General features: G+C 43.1%; 13 protein-coding genes. 7 read left to right on the forward strand and 6 right to left on the reverse strand.

Features of this window, described 5'->3' with window-relative positions; genetic code table 11:
* From AC1F2U_RS11050 to AC1F2U_RS11075, 6 genes are all read left to right on the forward strand, one after another.
* Positions 1 to 255 (forward strand): hypothetical protein, encoded by a 255-nt coding sequence (locus AC1F2U_RS11050; protein ID WP_480261168.1) that lies wholly within the window; start codon positions 1 to 3, stop codon positions 253 to 255.
* An 84-nt stretch (positions 256 to 339) separates the two neighbouring features.
* A complete protein-coding gene (locus tag AC1F2U_RS11055) occupies positions 340 to 3,447 on the forward strand; it encodes a phosphoenolpyruvate carboxylase (RefSeq protein WP_480261170.1) in 3,108 nt (1,035 codons plus the stop codon).
* 125 nt (positions 3,448 to 3,572) lie between these two features.
* Positions 3,573 to 3,827 carry a hypothetical protein gene (locus AC1F2U_RS11060; RefSeq protein ID WP_480261171.1) on the forward strand — a complete coding sequence of 85 codons (255 nt, stop codon included), beginning with the start codon at positions 3,573 to 3,575 and terminating at the stop codon, positions 3,825 to 3,827.
* 188 nt (positions 3,828 to 4,015) lie between these two features.
* Positions 4,016 to 4,756, forward strand: coding sequence for a COG4280 domain-containing protein (locus tag AC1F2U_RS11065; RefSeq protein ID WP_480261173.1), 741 nt, complete (start codon positions 4,016 to 4,018; stop codon positions 4,754 to 4,756).
* A 165-nt stretch (positions 4,757 to 4,921) separates the two neighbouring features.
* Positions 4,922 to 5,227, forward strand: a complete 306-nt coding sequence (locus tag AC1F2U_RS11070) for a small RNA NsiR4-regulated ssr1528 family protein (protein ID WP_480261174.1) — start codon at positions 4,922 to 4,924, stop codon at positions 5,225 to 5,227.
* Positions 5,228 to 5,472: 245 nt separating this feature from the next.
* A complete protein-coding gene (locus AC1F2U_RS11075) occupies positions 5,473 to 6,444 on the forward strand; it encodes an aldo/keto reductase (RefSeq protein ID WP_480261175.1) in 972 nt (323 codons plus the stop codon).
* A gap of 305 nt (positions 6,445 to 6,749) precedes the next feature.
* Here the strand turns inward: AC1F2U_RS11075 and AC1F2U_RS11080 are convergent, their stop codons facing one another.
* The gene (locus AC1F2U_RS11080; RefSeq protein WP_480261177.1) at positions 6,750 to 8,651 is read right to left on the reverse strand and encodes a cytochrome-c peroxidase; all 1,902 of its coding nucleotides are present in this window, start codon (positions 8,649 to 8,651) and stop codon (positions 6,750 to 6,752) included.
* Between the two features lie 458 nt (positions 8,652 to 9,109).
* Here AC1F2U_RS11080 and AC1F2U_RS11085 point away from each other — a divergent pair, with 458 nt between their 5' ends.
* Positions 9,110 to 9,904, forward strand: a complete 795-nt coding sequence (locus AC1F2U_RS11085; protein WP_480261178.1) for an LmeA family phospholipid-binding protein — start codon at positions 9,110 to 9,112, stop codon at positions 9,902 to 9,904.
* Positions 9,905 to 10,045: 141 nt separating this feature from the next.
* Here the strand turns inward: AC1F2U_RS11085 and AC1F2U_RS11090 are convergent, their stop codons facing one another.
* The 5 genes from AC1F2U_RS11090 to AC1F2U_RS11110 all read right to left on the reverse strand — a co-directional run bounded on the left by AC1F2U_RS11090 (position 10,046) and on the right by AC1F2U_RS11110 (position 16,310).
* Positions 10,046 to 11,437: a UDP-glucose dehydrogenase family protein gene (locus tag AC1F2U_RS11090; RefSeq protein WP_322673254.1), complete on the reverse strand. Its 1,392-nt coding sequence runs from the start codon at positions 11,435 to 11,437 to the stop codon at positions 10,046 to 10,048.
* 149 nt (positions 11,438 to 11,586) lie between these two features.
* On the reverse strand, positions 11,587 to 12,537 hold the full coding sequence (locus AC1F2U_RS11095; protein ID WP_480261180.1) for a UDP-glucuronic acid decarboxylase family protein: 951 nt from the start codon (positions 12,535 to 12,537) through the stop codon (positions 11,587 to 11,589).
* Between the two features lie 468 nt (positions 12,538 to 13,005).
* The gene (locus AC1F2U_RS11100; protein ID WP_480261181.1) at positions 13,006 to 15,144 is read right to left on the reverse strand and encodes a cation:proton antiporter domain-containing protein; all 2,139 of its coding nucleotides are present in this window, start codon (positions 15,142 to 15,144) and stop codon (positions 13,006 to 13,008) included.
* A gap of 149 nt (positions 15,145 to 15,293) precedes the next feature.
* Positions 15,294 to 15,950, reverse strand: a complete 657-nt coding sequence (locus AC1F2U_RS11105; protein ID WP_334933496.1) for an HAS-barrel domain-containing protein — start codon at positions 15,948 to 15,950, stop codon at positions 15,294 to 15,296.
* A 162-nt stretch (positions 15,951 to 16,112) separates the two neighbouring features.
* A complete protein-coding gene (locus AC1F2U_RS11110) occupies positions 16,113 to 16,310 on the reverse strand; it encodes an NAD(P)H dehydrogenase subunit NdhS (protein ID WP_099099801.1) in 198 nt (65 codons plus the stop codon).
* Positions 16,311 to 16,384 lie beyond the last annotated feature (74 nt).

Raw genomic sequence — 16,384 nt, forward strand, 5'->3', positions numbered from 1 at the left:
ATGCCTCCTACCAACCAACAGTCTTCACCTAAACCCGCATCCAATCTGGATTTGTTTCCCATTCCTCAATCGCTCCTTTTACAAATAGGTACAGCGTCTATATTACTGCTGCTGATTACTGGAAAAACCACAGTAAGAGCACTAGAAGCCTTAGGAGAAGCTAGTGAAGAATTATTTCGAGGCGATCGCCTACCCAATCTAGATTTCCCAGATGAACGCGAAATCAATCAAGATGAGAAGATATACACCAAATAATTATTTGCTCAGGAACAACCCGGTGAGCATTAAGTGCAAAACCTAGAACCGTAAACAGTAATTAGCTTTACAAGAATAGAGAATATGGGTTCCCTTTTATACTCTTCGTCTCAAACTGCGGATATATACCCGGTGTCGGAATTATTTTTGCGTCATCGTCTCCAGGTAGTGGAAGAATTGTGGGAGTCAGTTCTCCGGCAAGAATGCGGTCAAAATATGGTAGACTTGTTGCGTGAGTTGCGCGACCTATGTTCGCCAGAAGGACAAGCAACAAATGACCAAGCATCTTCAGCCGTCAAATTAATTGAACAACTAAATATCAATGAAGCAATTCGTGCGGCTCGTGCTTTCGCTCTGTATTTTCAGCTGATTAACATCATAGAGCAGGAATACGAACAAAGGCAGCAATTGAGCCGTTATGAAGCAGAAACAGAGGCTATGGAGCCGGAAATACCGTCTAATGTTAACTATTCCTCCAATCAAAGAGAAGATGATGCGCCCGTTAGCAAGGGAATAGCAGCAGCCTTCCTCAAAAAGGATTATCTCGAAAAGGCGCAAGTCAAACCAAAAGGTACTTTTGCTGCCTTGTTTCCCTATTTATTCAAACTGAATGTACCACCCCAGCAAATTCAACGTCTAATTGCACATCTGGATGTGCGGTTAGTTTTTACAGCGCATCCGACGGAAATTGTTCGTCATACCATCCGAGATAAGCAGCGACAGGTGGTACAACTTTTGCAAAAACTGGATACCTTGGAAAACCATTCTGGGACTACACCAGGAGCATATCCTTGGGAAGCAGTAGATGTCCGCGAACAATTGCTCGAAGAGATTCGCCTGTGGTGGCGTACAGACGAACTTCACCAGTTCAAACCCACAGTGCTAGATGAAGTAGATTATGCCCTGCACTACTTCCAAGAAGTTTTATTTGATGGTATTCCCCAACTGTATAAACGTTTCAAACACACTCTATCTAATACCTTTCCTTGGCTAGAACCACCGAGTAAAAACTTTTGCTCTTTTGGCTCTTGGGTAGGCTCAGACAGAGACGGGAATCCATCAGTCACACCCGAAATCACCTGGAAAACGGCTTGCTATCAGCGCAAAATGGTGATCGGGAGATATATTCAGTCAGTGAAAAATCTGATTGAATTGTTGAGTGTGTCGATGCACTGGAGTGATGTTTTACCAGACTTACTGGAATCTCTAGAATTGGATCAGTCCCAGTTAAGTGAAGTATATGACGCACTGGCGCTGCGTTATCGACAAGAACCTTATCGGCTGAAATTGGCTTACGTGCTGAAACGGTTGGAAAATACTCGCGATCGCAATCTAGCTTTGTACAATCGGGAAACGCCAACAAATCAAGATAGCCCTCTGTATCTTTCGGGAGCCGATTTTTTAGCAGAGCTGCGAATGATTCAGCGGAACTTGACAGAAACAGGTTTAAGTTGTCGAGATTTAGAAAATCTCATCTGTCAGGTAGAAATTTTTGGTTTTAACTTGACACAGTTAGATATCCGCCAAGAATCATCTCGCCACGCCGATGCGCTAAATGAGATCCTCGAATACCTGCAAATATTACCTCAACCTTACAACGAACTCTCCGAGGAGCAAAGAGTTGCTTGGCTCACAGGAGAACTGCAAACCCGTCGACCACTAATTCCGGCAGAATTGCCATTTTCGGAAAAAACCAACGATGTAATTGAAACCTTTCGCGTCGTGCGATCGCTACAACAAGAATTTGGTCTCAACATCTGCCAAACTTACATTATCAGCATGTGCCGCGACGTGAGCGATGTGCTAGAAGTATTGCTTTTAGCCAAAGAAGCCAGACTTTTTGACCCCGCCATCGCTGTTGGAACCATTCAAGTTGTCCCCTTATTTGAGACAGTAGAAGATTTACAACGCTCCAGAAGCGTTATGCGGAAATTATTTGAACTCCCGTTATATCGCGCTTTATTGGCCGGCGGCTACAAACAAACAAAAGCAGATACCGATGAAAATTCATCCCCCCCTGCTCCCACTTCGGCAAAGCTCAGTGACCACGTGCTCCCCTGCTCCCCTACCTCCCCCGTCACCCTCAACTTGCAAGAAGTAATGCTGGGGTATTCTGACAGCAACAAAGATTCTGGTTTTTTAAGCAGCAACTGGGAAATTCATAAAGCTCAAAAATCACTGCAACAAATAGCAGAAAACTACGATTTAAATTTGCGGATTTTTCACGGACGCGGCGGTTCTGTGGGACGGGGTGGCGGCCCCGCTTACGAAGCGATTTTGGCTCAACCTGGTCATAGTATCAATGGGCGAATCAAGATTACCGAACAAGGAGAAGTTTTAGCTTCCAAATATTCCTTGGTGGACTTGGCCTTGTACCACATGGAAACCATCACCACTGCTGTGATTCAAGCCAGCCTGCTAAGAACAGGGTTTGATGATATTGAACCCTGGAATGAGATTATGGAAGAATTAGCAGTGCGATCGCGTCAACATTATCGTGCTTTAATCTACGAACAGCCTGATTTTGTTGATTTCTTCCATGAAGTAACCCCCATTGAAGAAATTAGCCAACTGCAAATTAGTTCCCGTCCAGCCCGCCGTCCATCTGGTAAAAAAGATTTAAGCAGTTTGCGAGCTATTCCTTGGGTATTTAGCTGGACGCAAACTCGCTTTTTACTTCCTTCCTGGTATGGCGTTGGCACAGCATTACAAGAATTCTTGAACGCAGAACCAGAAGAACATTTGAAATTACTGCGCTACTTTTACGTTAAGTGGCCCTTTTTCAAGATGGTGATTTCTAAAGCCGAGATGACTTTAGCAAAAGTAGACATGCAGATGGCACACCACTACGTCCAAGAACTGTCAAAACCAGAAGATCAACTTCGCTTTGCCAAGGTGTTTGACCAAATTGCCAGCGAGTTCTATCTGACAAGGGATTTGGTCTTAAAAATCACCGATCACAATCGACTGTTAGATGGCGATCCGGTATTGCAACGATCTGTTCAGTTACGTAATGGCACAATTGTCCCCTTGGGATTTATCCAAGTTTCACTACTCAAGCGTCTACGGCAGTCCCAGAATACTACTGCTACCTCTGGAGTAATTCATTCTCGTTACAGCAAAGGCGAGTTACTACGAGGAGCATTGTTAACTATTAATGGTATTGCAGCCGGGATGAGAAATACAGGTTGATTGGGAATGGGGAAGAAGCAGGGGAGCAGGGGAGACAAGGGGACAAGAAACTTAAGTGAGAAATTGGAACAAGTTTCTCCCCCTGTCTCTTTGTCTTTTTTCCCATGACAAATGACAAATGACAAATGACAAAAAATAAAATTTTAATTTGCACTTTTTTAGCACTGTCATCAGGTTTTTTTGGCGCTTACACCAGTGGACAAATCACCATAATGCTGCATAGCCAAAAGTGCCAAAACCAACCTTGGGGTTTAAAGGAGATGTGCAACGCTTGGATGACACCAGGAGCAATATGGCAAGGTAGCACAACAGGACTATGGACAGGAACTATCTTAGGGGCGTTTGTTGGAGGTTTGGCGACGCGACAAGCTCGTGATTAATTTTTATCCCAACGGGTTTACCGCAATAATTCTAAGGTTGCGAAAAAACTTGTATCTAATTTTCGTTCTAAAAAGCCAAAAAACAAATGCATGAGGCAGCGGATTGAAACTCCCAAATTTCACATTACTAATCAGTCTTTTAGCCTTAACTGAACCGTGTTGCCCTAAGATCAAATATCAAAAATATTATGAATTGGGAAATTGTTCTAGCTAGTTTTGCTAGCTCTTTAATTGAATTAGTCGAGATTCTTGGTATAGTCATCGTTGTTGGAAGGTTGGCAGGTTGGCGTAATGCCCTAGTTGGTTCAGGCGGTGGCATTGCCTTGACGTTACTGCTATCTTTGGTTTTAGGAAAAAGTTTGACGCTGATCCCTGTAGATATTCTCAGGATTGTGGCGGGAGTTTTATTACTACTTTTTGGGCAAAAGTGGACGCGTTCCATAGTTAGGTATTATGCCGGTCTTCCCAAAAAGCGTAAAGGTGGCGGGGAAGATAGCCTGGAAGAGCAACTAGCAAAAGATGAGAATCAATCTGGCTGGAACTGGTTTGCTGTTGTCACCACCTTTAAAGGTGCGTTGTTGGATAGTGTAGAAGTAGCGATCGCAGTTGTAACTTTGGGTGCTGCCGAAAGTGAATGGCTAGAAGCGATTAGTGGCGCTGGTTTTGCGGCATTTGGTTTAGTTGTGTTTGCCTTATTATTTAGAACGCCACTCCAGCAAGTACCAGTCAAACCAATGAAATTTGTAGCTGCAATGCTGCTGATGGGATTTGGTCTTTATTGGCTGGGTGCAGGATTGAATGTGGAATGGCCTGGTGGTCACTGGGCTATTATTTGGTTGCCTTTAGCTTGGGGTGTGGGTATGGCGATTGCTTCTGCCATTTGGCGCTGGCGAGTTAGTTTACAAAAAACAGAGGAAGCGATCGGTTAATTGACAATACGTTTGAGTTAATAACCCAAGCGTTTTGTTTTATAAATTTCTCACGCCAAGACAGAAATAATTACAATTAATCCTCGGCAGCAAAAAAGTCAGTAGGCGGGTTTGGTGTCAGCAAGACTGGTAAAATCTACCCATAGCGAAGAAGAGTAAATAACCATGCCTACCGAAACTAACCCAGGGAATCAAACTACTACAGGGGCTGATGCGATTGATGAAGCGATCGCACAGGGAATTGATTTTGATGGTTCTCCCATTCCACCTGCCAAGCTAGAACTTTATGGTAAAGTTATGGCGCTAGAAAGCAATAGACAGCGCAGTGGTGTATCTAATACTATGCGATCGCGTATTGTACGAATTGGCGCAAAACACATTCCCCAAACAGAACTCGACCAATTACTTGTAGATGCTGGTTTCGCACCCCTAAAAGAGAAAGAAATTGCTTTTTTTTATAGCGGCAAATAATTGTTAATGTTTTACAACAGTTTTCATTTATTTGAACCAAATATGTTGTAGGGGTACAGCAATGCTGTACCCTCAATTCTTTACCTCAAACATAGCAAATTGCCATCAATATTTTGGCTTCTTCAAGAATTTCCCGATCGGGTTGAAAAGTGTATCTTCAGCAAGATATTGTCAACTTCCTCTTGTGTTTGAATTGGCAGATGGCTATATGTACTTAAGTAATAGCTAAAAGACTTGGAGAACACATGTCAGGAACTACGTCAAATTCAGAAATGCAATACCGAGTTATCGGTAGTACAGGAGAGAAAGTTTCCGCCATCGGATTGGGTGGTTGGCACATCGCCTTGAAGCATGTTGATGAAGAACTAGGTATCCGAATTGTTAGAACCGCGATCGATCGCGGCATCAGCTTTATGGATAACAGTTGGGATTACAACGGTGGAGTCAGCGAGATTCGCATGGGAAAAGCGCTAGGCGATGGCTATCGAGACAAAGTGTTCCTGATGACGAAAATTGATGGTCGCTCTAAAAAAGCAGCAGCAAAACAGCTAGACGAATCACTCCAACGCCTGCAAGTTGATTGCATCGATCTCGTTCAGCACCACGAAATCCTGCGTCACGAAGACCCGCATCGAGTTTTTCACGAAGAAGGCGCGAATGCTGCCTTGATTGAGGCACGGGAAGCTGGCAAACTCCGATATATAGGTTTTACTGGGCATAAAGACCCCTATGTTCATCTGCACATGCTGGAAGTTGCAGCGACTAACGGGTTTAAATTTGATACAGTGCAGATGCCTCTCAATGTGATGGATGCCCACTACCGAAGCTTTGAAAAGCTGGTTGTGCCAGAGCTAGTTAAACAAAACATCGGCGTTCTGGGAATGAAAAGCTTGGCAAACGGTATTCTTTTACGGTCAAATACTGTAACGCCAATTGAATGTTTACACTATGCTTTGAATCTGCCCACATCGGTTGTGATTACCGGAATTGACAGTATGGAGATTCTAGAGCAAGCTTTTGAAGCAGTGCGAACGTTCCAGCCAATGAATAACGAGCAGGTGCGATCGCTCTTAGCAAAGACGGCAGAAGCGGCATCACGCGGCGAGTTTGAGCCTTTCAAAACCTCATCAGTCTTCGATAGCACTGCCCAAAATCCAGATTGGCTGGGAGAAGAACCACAGCACATCCAGCAATTGATGTCGGCAGCAAGAAAATAAACTGAGTACTAATATATCTGAATTCTAAAAACTTGATTAATGAATTTAAAATTATAAAAACTATGGAGCGATCGCTGGCTCTGTATTCAGTCCAAGGTAACTTGTTTGGCTATGATATTGATGGCTTCAGGTAATCTTAATACTGTCTGCTGAAACCGTTCAGGAAGTATACGAAGTTAACAAGGTTTGAGGCACTATCAAGCCCATAAATTTGAGGAAATAAGGCTAAATAATTCCATGAAGTCGTTTTTGCAACCCTCATTCTATCGTTACTCCCTAAACGATTACGTTTCAAGTCCAGAGTCTTACTCTAAGAAATTTGGCTTGGGAGTAGTAACACCATTTCGACCAACTACGGGTATTTCCACTAGCTGATCTGTAGCAGTAGGAGTTCCATTAGTATTGCCACTGGAAGTCACTGAGCTTTGATTGCCGGAATGTCCATTGGGGATGAACAATTGCGGATGGTCAAAGGGTGCTTGTTCAAGAAGGACTCGCCGATCGGTAAGTCCGTTTCTTAAGAAAGCGACCAAATCAGCTTTTTTAGCATCGGTTAAGTTCAACGGTGGTGCACCAGGCCCACCGTCGTCACCTCGACCACGATTGTAAAAGTCTACTACTTGCTCTAGAGTTGCCATCCCACCGTTATGCATATATGGAGCTGTCAAGCCGATATTACGCAGGCTAGGTGCTTTAAACACCGATCTGGTAGTGTTTCCGGCTCCTGGATCGTCTGAGGCAGGTCTGACACCGAAGTTAGGGAAAAAGCCGTTAGTTGGATTATTAATGAGCGGATCGGTTGAATCAGTTGAAGCTACTCCTGCGGTTCTTCTCACCGAAGCGGTGGTGAATTCTGGAATCGTATGGCAAATGTTGCAATTACCACCACCATTAGCCGTACTATTTACAAATACAGTCAAACCGCTTTTTTCCTGAGCGGTGAGAGCATTGATATTTCCCGCTTGGAATTTATCAAAAGGTGTATTGTCAGACACAAGAGTAGATATATACTTCTGCACTGCTAACCCAGAGAATAAGGAGAAGTTCCAATCTCTAAGCGAAAACTGATTTGCAGGTAAAGTCTGTCCTTCCTCACTCTCATTACCATCATCATTTTTGGCGAGGATTGTTGGTGTTCCATTACTATCAACTTGAATGATTGACTTTGACTTCCACCATTCCTTCTTAAAGGCTTTCCGAATCAGCTGATCGTAGGATGCGGTTTTCAGACCAGTCCGAGGAGATCGACTGTCAGATCCTAAAACACTGTCTTGCTGATGTACGAGTTGTTTACCTAAAGGTCTGAGGCTTTTGATCTTCTGACCTTTTTTTCGCAGAAATTTAGCGCCGACTTCAGGTAAAGTACGACCATTAGCAGATGTCTCAAATCCACTCAATAGTGGTCCGGTTACTAGGGAAGCAATAGAGGAATTGTTGAGCGAAACGGAAACAGCAGTTAGTTGCTTTGGTTTTGTAGCTTTGTAAACTTTCGCACTCAGGTCTGCTGCTCCTTTTATATTCACCCCATTGAAGGTTTCTTTGGCGCGACCATCCCAAAACTGGAGTTTGTTGAAAATTGCATTAATTACCGTTGGGGTATTACGCGGCGCAACTCGACGCACATTAATTCCATTGACTTGAAAGCCGTCTGGATCTGGCTCGGATGTAGCCAAATCCACTGCTTGACCCGGAACAGTGTTCTTAAGAACACTGTAAAAGACACCTTGCGATGAGGCGACATCGTTAGTGTCAGAAATAACCGTACTGGTTCGATCGTTAGGATCTGCCAGTTTGTGAAATGGAAAATCTACTGCCGTGAGTTGATAGTTTGCACCACCACCTACCTGGAAAGTTATATCTTTCAGTGATGCTAAAAGACCAGGACTGATTTGATTCTTTGATCTGTTATCAGTTCCCGCATGAAAGTGACAACTAGCACAGGACTGAACACCATCACTACCAAGCTGCATGTCCCAAAATAGGGCTTTTCCTAGCTTGAGTAAGGCTTGCTGGTCGTCAACAAAGTCTGTGAGATTGCTTGGTTGGGCCACTGCTGTCAAGAGTGGTGGGTTCGCCGGCGTAGGATCTCCAGATGTAGCCGATGGCAAACTGGTTATGTTATTTAGGGGAGCCGGGTTTGGTATTACTTCTGCGGATACGATACCTCCACCAGCGATCGCCACAGAAACTATAACGAAAATTGCCAAAAGGCGTGAATATCTTGATATTATTCTGATTTTATGCTTTAAATAAATCCAGAATAATATCAAAATTAGCACGATTAATATTGCTAATGCGGTATTTGAGCGTATCATAAGACCTCGCGATACGTGTGGAAACCATGAGGTTGAAGGTGACTCAGGAAGACTCAGCCTTACTTTATGTAGTATTAAATTACCAAAATGTATTATAACCATATAAATGATGAATTTTAACCATCTATAAAATACTACGCCGCAGTAATCTGATTCTCTTAGGATTACTATTGTCATGAATGCTGCGACTTTCATCCTATTTAAGTTTAATTAGTAATATTTAATACAAAGCTCATCAACCATCAGCCATCCTATGCCTATCCATCAGCACAATTAATCACGGGATCGCTTGCTGTATTCTTCACGATTTGTTACAAAAGTACAAAGAACTTCTAGAGACCCAAAACCACATGTTCGGCGGACTTACTGGTTTACAAAATCCTAAAGGCACAGATTGGGGAGAGCGGATGCTCAACACAGTCGCCAGCCAAACGATTCGCCACCTGTTTACCCAAAGCGAGTCAGTAGAAGTCTTTGTGCGCTGCTACCCCTCCAGCAAGCTCTTGCAAGGCAGCATTGATAGCTTCAAAATGAGCGGCCGTGGCTTGGTGATTCGGAAAGATTTCGCGGTTGAGGAGATGTCGTTTGAAACTGATGCGGTGGCCATTGACTTCGGCTCGGTTTTAAGTGGCAAACTTAGCCTTAAGCAACCTACTCAAGCGATCGCTCAAGTAATTTTATCAGAAGCAGGCATAAACCAAGCCTTTAATGCAGAACTGGTGAAAAAGCGCTTGCTTAACCTCACCGTACCATCACTGACAGAATTATCTGGCGGTGAACCAGTCTCCTTTACAGATGTTCAGGTACAGCTATTGCCAGAAAATCGATTACAGCTTCTAGCAAAAGCAGATTTAAATAATGGCGAACTCGTACCCCTGAGCATGATTTTAACTGTAGGTATTGAAAGACGGCGGCGAGTTTCTTTCAAAGATCCGAAAATTCAACTTGACCAAGTGCCAGAAGCACAACGGGAAATCTCACAAACCTTGAGCGTAGCGCTGGTAGAAATTTTAGATAATATGGTTGATTTGGATCGTTTTGATCTAGATGGAGTGAAAATGCGCCTCAACCGATTAGAAACTGAAGGTCAAAAAATTATTTTCAGTGGATATGCTGAAATTGAACGTATTCCAAATAGTGCTTAATCCAAAATTATAGGCAAAAAATTAAAGTAGAGTGAAACTTTAAACAAATTAAATACCGCCTAGAATCATCTAGGCGGTAGTTTAAATCTTTAGGTTTTGAAGAAAGGTAGGAGTAATTAAAAACTCCTAACTTTTAACTTTCTATCTTCCCACACCTACATATTGGAATCCAGCGCGTATCATTGCTTCGGGGTCGAGGAAGTTACGACCATCAATGATAACGGGGTGGGCCATCAGTTTCGCCATCTTCACATAGTCCAGAGTGCTGAACTGCTGCCATTCGGTGACAAGTACTAAGGCATCACAGCCATCAGCAAGTCTTTCGGCATCGGTTTCTACTAACACACCAGAAAGCCCATGACGTAGACCTGTTTGGGAAACAATGGGGTCGTAGGCTTTGACTTTGGCTCCCAGTCGGTTTAGCTGCTCAATTAGGTTGAGTGCTGGGGCGTCACGTAAATCGTCGGTATCGGGCTTGAAGGTCAGTCCGAGTAGTCCGACTGTTTTGCCTTTGAGAATTTTTAGAACTTGTTGGAGTTTTTCCAAAGCAATCAACCGCTGACGTTCGTTGACACTGACAGCAGATTTCAGTAGCTGGGCTTCATAACCATAGTCATCAGCAGTGTGAATTAGAGCTGAGACATCTTTGGGAAAACAAGAACCACCCCAACCAATACCAGCTTGTAAAAACTTGTTACCAATGCGGGAATCTAGACCGATACCTCTAGCTACTTGGGTGACATCAGCACCGACGCGATCGCAAATATTAGCAACTTCGTTAATAAAACTAATCTTAGTAGCTAAGAAGGCATTAGCGGCGTATTTAATCATCTCCGCCGAACTCAGGTCTGTTGCCAAAATTGGCACAGGGGGTAAAGATTGATCGTCAGCGTACTTGCGTTCCACAATTGGAGCATACAGCTGTTGCATTAAGGCTACTGCTCTTTGGCTATTGCCTCCTAGTACAATGCGATCGGGGTTAAAGGTGTCGTGAACTGCCGAACCTTCGCGCAAAAACTCTGGATTGCTGACTACATCAAACTCGGCTACAAATTCAGGTAATTTCTCATCACTCGGCACTCCACCTGCGGGTATGAGTGTTTTCTGCCGCTCTGCAACACCATCTAGAACAAGCATTCGCACCCAGTCACCTGAACCAATGGGTACTGTAGATTTATTCACTATGACTTTATAACCACCGTTGAGATTTTCCCCAATCCCACGAGCTACAGCTTCGACGTAACGAGTATCACTTTCACCAGTGGGCAAAGGTGGCGTTCCCACAGCAATAAACAGAATTTCTCCGTGGGAAACTCCAGCCGCAAGATCGCTAGTAAAATGAATCTTCTCTGTTTGAATAGCAGACTGCATAATTTCTGAGAGTCCCGGCTCAAAAATTGGAGACTGCCCAGACTTCATTAACTTAACTTTTTCTTCGTTGTTGTCTACGCAAATTACATCATGCCCAATATGAGCCAAGCAAGCGCCTGTAACTAAACCAACGTAACCAGTACCAATCACGCAAACACGCATTTATTTAACTCCTCACTTAATTTGGGCTTAATCTTCAAAAAGAAGTTCTCAAATTTACACTTACACATTTGGGAAAACTCAGCAACTAAATATACTAGCTACCGATGGGGTTAGCCTGCATGAAAATTTAGAGCGACGCTAGACGTAACTCACGTGGTTGAATTATTGATATCGCTTTGAATCCGATCGCGAAAATCTTCTATTGTTAGTTTTAAACCCTCTTGCAGAGGAATGGTAGGTTCCCAATTTAACCAAGTTTTTGCCTTTGTGATATCCGGCTGGCGACGGCGGGGATCGTCCGAAGGTAGTGCCTCGAATTTAATCTGCGCGTCTGGATTAATCATATTTTGCACGGTTTGTGCTAATTGTAAAATCGTGTATTCACCAGGATTGCCCAGGTTGACTGGGCCAATGTAGTCGCTATTCATTAGGCGGATGAATCCTTCTACCAAATCGGAAACGTAGCAGAAACTACGAGTTTGCGAACCATCACCGTACACGGTTAAAGGATTACCCTGCAAGGCTTGAACTATAAAGTTGCTCACCACCCGACCATCATTTTCTAACATTCTCGGCCCGTAGGTGTTGAATATCCGAACAACTCGAATATCAACTTTATTTTGCCTGTAGTAATCAAATGCTAGAGTCTCAGCAATTCTTTTACCTTCGTCATAGCATGAACGTATTCCAATGGGATTGACGCTACCTCTATACTCTTCAGTTTGGGGATGAACTTCTGGATCTCCGTATACTTCACTAGTAGAAGCTAAGAAAAACCTTGCTTTCACACGTTTAGCTAGCCCCAACATATTCAGTGTTCCCATCACGTTAGTTTTAACAGTTTTAACTGGGTTGTACTGGTAATGTACTGGTGAAGCAGGACAAGCTAAATGATAAATTTGATCGACCTCTAACCGAATTGGTTCGGTAATATCGTGACGGATCAATTCAAAGTACGGATGGCCTAACCATTTCAAAATGTTGCGTTTATGACCAGTGTAAAAATTATCCAGGCATATTATTTCATGCCCAGCAGCCATTAGTCGGTCGATGAGATGGGAACCAATAAACCCAGCACCGCCCGTCACCAAAATTCTCATAGTTTCCCAGTTACTTACAAATATTTTCAGTAGCTATTGCACTTACTTTTAGATTACCCACCTTGGGTACAAAAATACAAAACAAAAAAAAGAACAAGGCTCAATCAAAAATTGTTGTTGAACTTACCTATTTTTTCCCAGTTGTAGTTTTGTTATATTTTTACCTGTTTTCTTAAGAATTCAATTAGCAAAATAACAAAAATTGTTTAAAAATTGTTTGTTGTTCAGCCGTTCTTTATCAAATCTTCAAAAATATAAAGTAATTTTACGGCTATCAACTTTTTAATTGGATACCAAAAATTAGTCGAGATCGGGTTGACACTCGCGCTACAAATATATGCAAATAATACAGATGTAAATCCCTACAGCCGATTCATTTATTACCAATATTTTCGGAAATTTTATGCCCCCGGCGGACTACGCTAATGCAGCCCAAGTTTACTTACTTGAACTGTATTCTGCCTTACATCATACAGCAGATGTAATGCTGCTAACCGTAGTAGACATAATTAAATTTGTGCTTTGAGTGCGTTGCGGTTCTCCAAGCATGATAATTGAGCAGGTGAGTTGTCTGGCTAACTGGGTTGTGACATCGCTAATGGCTAACCCTCCAGGACTGGTACGATTACGTATAAAAGGTAAAACTACTAAATCATATAATCGTGCTGCCTGCAAAATTGCTTGGGCAACATTTTCATGAGCGATAATTTGAATTTCTGGGGCATTGGCTAAAGCCAATTTAGATACTAATAGGGAGAGATGCGATCGCCTCCAAGCAATTTTACTAGAACTAGTGCGGCGATCGCACACATTTAGCACAGTAATGTGGCTCTGATTTGCCTCTGCTAGCATCTGGGCAAATTGTACGGGTTGTAATGTTGGTGCTGTTAAATTTTCTATTGGTACTAAGATCCGCTGAATTTTTTTCGGTGATTCTACTAGACGTGTCACTGCTACTGGACAATGAGATGCCCAAAGCACACCATCAATCACATTCCCAAATAAACGCGCTCGTAACCCAGTCCGTTTACCCCAACCCATAACAATTAAATTAGCCTTTTGTTCGCGAGCCGCTCTGCTAATTCCTTGAGCAAAAGCATCATCGATTCGCAGCATTGGTTCTGCGCCTACGCCCAAGGCTCGACTTTGTGTCGTGGCTTTATTCAATAACCACTCACTCCGTTGTAGGGACGCTTCTAACTGGGGTGCATCCATCTGAGCAGCAGCAGTAGCGATCGCTAGGGGCATAATTTTGCCTTGAGACTGACGCGCTAATAAAGCGGCCATTTCAATCAAATACTGCTGGGTCTGAGGATTATATATAGGCACAACTATAGTAAAAGCACTGTCTGTCTTTGATGCGTTCTCCTCAGCTAGGGGTGGTGCTGGTTCTTCATCTGGTGGGGAATTCAAACCAACAGCTATTCGATTGGTTATCAACGGTCCCAAGGTTGATGTGACGAGCATTAAAACAATCACACTGTGTAATACTTCTAGTGGCAGCAACCCAGCTTGATATCCCACTAACGTTGCGGCTAACGTTGTACCAACTTGGGGAAGTGACAGCGACCACATCGTTAGCATTTCTTGCCATTTATAGCGATAAACCAGTTTTGTTAATAAAGCTGCGATCAATTTACTGACAATCAAACCAACTACGAGCGACAACGTTAACTTGAGCGTGTTCAGATTGTTTGCAAAAGCGGGTAAATCGATCAGTAAGCCAAGGTCAACAAAGAAAATGGGAATGAACAGCACACTACCAATAAATACCACCTTTTCTTTGACTGGGCCTTCACCCACAGCTTCATTTACTGCCAAACCCGCTAAAAAAGCACCAACAATTTTTTCTACCCCAATCAATTGAGCGCCCACAGCTGCCAGAAACACAGAAAGCAACACAAACAAAAACTTGTTTCCTTCATCGTCTCCAGAGCGTTTGAAAAATTCTTTGCCTGCCCAATCAAAGCCTGTCACAACGGCCACAGAGTAAATAACTAACCAACCAGACAAAGTGAGTAGTTTCGCATAGCTGAATACTTCAGCATGAGCGACAGCTACACAAATGGCTAATATTAGTACTGCACCAATGTTTGTAAAAATCGTAGCTCCAATGGTGACAGAAACAGCTTCGTTGTTTATCACTCCCAAACGGCTGATTATGGGGTATGCCAAAAGGGTATAGGAAGCAAATAAAGAGCCAATTAAGATTGAAGTATTCCAGCCATAGCCTAAAATCAGCCCTACTAAGGTTCCCATGACTAGGGGTACACTGAAAGTAAAGCTAGCAAACCCAAAGGCACGACTTGTTTTCCGGCGAAACTGTTCTAAATCGATTTCTAGCCCAGCAACAAACAGCAAATAAATTAACCCAATGTCTGATAGTAGGTTAATCATCGGTGAGTCAGACTGAAAAAGATTCCAACCTGAGGGACCAAGTACTAGCCCTGAGAAAACCAAACCCACTAATCCTGGTAATCTTAGCCGCTCAAACATGATAGGTATAACTAAGATGACCATCAGCAAAATAGCAAAGGGAACAATTGGTTCTTTGCCAAGAACTTGGGAAGTTGGTTCCAGAACAAGAACTTGTGATATTAGTTCCATATATTAGGAATTGAAGGGGCTATGGTAAAACAGCGATTACCTTGGGGGCGATCGCCCGATCAATATGAATAAATAGGGAAGCCACCTGACAAAAAATCAAAAATCTTCTTAATTTACACTAACTAGGCAATTATTTAAGAATTAACTACCTACGGGTGGATTTGACTCAAAATGAACCGTAAGCGATCGTAGTCATCTTTCAGTAGTACACTTAAGCTACGTCCAGCTTTAATTAGCCATTGTCGGTCAGCTTTGCGTAACTGGTATACATCTCGAATGGCAGCTGCGGTTAAAGATTCTATTGGCGCACCATTTATACACAATAGTGTCCGTAAAAAATCTAGTTCTTCAGTAAATTTAATGATAGCTTCTGGTTCACATCGATAAACAGCTTGATGAATTTGCGGGGGACGGGGTGGAAGGTACTGATATACTCTTTGGTTATAACTTTGATTTTGCGAAGATAGTTCAAATCCCACGATCGCAGCCCGGAATTCTGTGCGGAGCATGGCAAATATTTGGGGTTGTTCCTCCCGTAAGTCTTGCAAGGACAACCCTAATGCTCTCGCTCGGTGTACGGAATCTATAGGCATAGTTGTGGCATAATACACTACAGCATAAATTTTATTGCCAGATTCTTCATCTACAGAACAGACCCAACTACCAAAGGGTGGCATCGAGGGAAAGCTTAAATCTTCTGGCTCTAAACACTGAGCTAAAAATTCGGTACTAGTAGTTTCAATCACCTCCGCAATATGGTTCGGATGGCGATCGCCAGTGGCAAACTGTGGTAGGGGGAGGCGCATAGTGATTTAGTCATTAGTCATTGGTGAGCCAGCGCGGTCTTCTCCCAAGGGGAGACGCCAAAGGCGATGGGGGTTTCCCCCATGAGTGACTGGCGAACCCGTAAGGGTCATTAGTCATTAGTTTTTGCCAAATGACAAAGAACAAATGACTAATGACTAATCTTATTTGGCTTTTTTACGACCGGCGGTGGTTTCTACGAGTTCCAATTCGCTCAGGCGGAAGGTAACTAATTTATCCCAGTTACCACCTTCAAATAATACGGCTACTTTGCCGTCACTCAGCCGTTGCACGAGTCCTTCGTAGCGATAATAGGTATCTGCGGGATTCTTGACGCGAACAGTTGCTCCAGGCAGAATCATTTTTTTTAGCCTCGCTTGTTTCCTTTTAATAGCTTAATACTTGTTAATAGTCATTTGTCATTAGTTATTAGCAA

The organism is Nostoc sp. LEGE 12454 (assembly GCF_056620565.1).

Bases quoted from the DNA above. Each gene is read 5' to 3' on its own strand.
- AC1F2U_RS11090 (WP_322673254.1), bottom strand. From the start codon at position 11,437: ATGCGTGTTTGCGTGATTGGTACTGGTTACGTTGGTTTAGTTACAGGC.
- AC1F2U_RS11100 (WP_480261181.1), bottom strand. From the start codon at position 15,144: ATGGAACTAATATCACAAGTTCTTGTTCTGGAACCAACTTCCCAAGTT.
- AC1F2U_RS11085 (WP_480261178.1), top strand. From the start codon at position 9,110: ATGTTCGGCGGACTTACTGGTTTACAAAATCCTAAAGGCACAGATTGG.
- AC1F2U_RS11065 (WP_480261173.1), top strand. From the start codon at position 4,016: ATGAATTGGGAAATTGTTCTAGCTAGTTTTGCTAGCTCTTTAATTGAA.
- AC1F2U_RS11105 (WP_334933496.1), bottom strand. From the start codon at position 15,950: ATGCGCCTCCCCCTACCACAGTTTGCCACTGGCGATCGCCATCCGAAC.
- AC1F2U_RS11060 (WP_480261171.1), top strand. From the start codon at position 3,573: ATGACAAAAAATAAAATTTTAATTTGCACTTTTTTAGCACTGTCATCA.
- AC1F2U_RS11055 (WP_480261170.1), top strand. From the start codon at position 340: ATGGGTTCCCTTTTATACTCTTCGTCTCAAACTGCGGATATATACCCG.
- AC1F2U_RS11050 (WP_480261168.1), top strand. From the start codon at position 1: ATGCCTCCTACCAACCAACAGTCTTCACCTAAACCCGCATCCAATCTG.
- AC1F2U_RS11070 (WP_480261174.1), top strand. From the start codon at position 4,922: ATGCCTACCGAAACTAACCCAGGGAATCAAACTACTACAGGGGCTGAT.
- AC1F2U_RS11075 (WP_480261175.1), top strand. From the start codon at position 5,473: ATGTCAGGAACTACGTCAAATTCAGAAATGCAATACCGAGTTATCGGT.
- AC1F2U_RS11095 (WP_480261180.1), bottom strand. From the start codon at position 12,537: ATGAGAATTTTGGTGACGGGCGGTGCTGGGTTTATTGGTTCCCATCTC.
- AC1F2U_RS11110 (WP_099099801.1), bottom strand. From the start codon at position 16,310: ATGATTCTGCCTGGAGCAACTGTTCGCGTCAAGAATCCCGCAGATACC.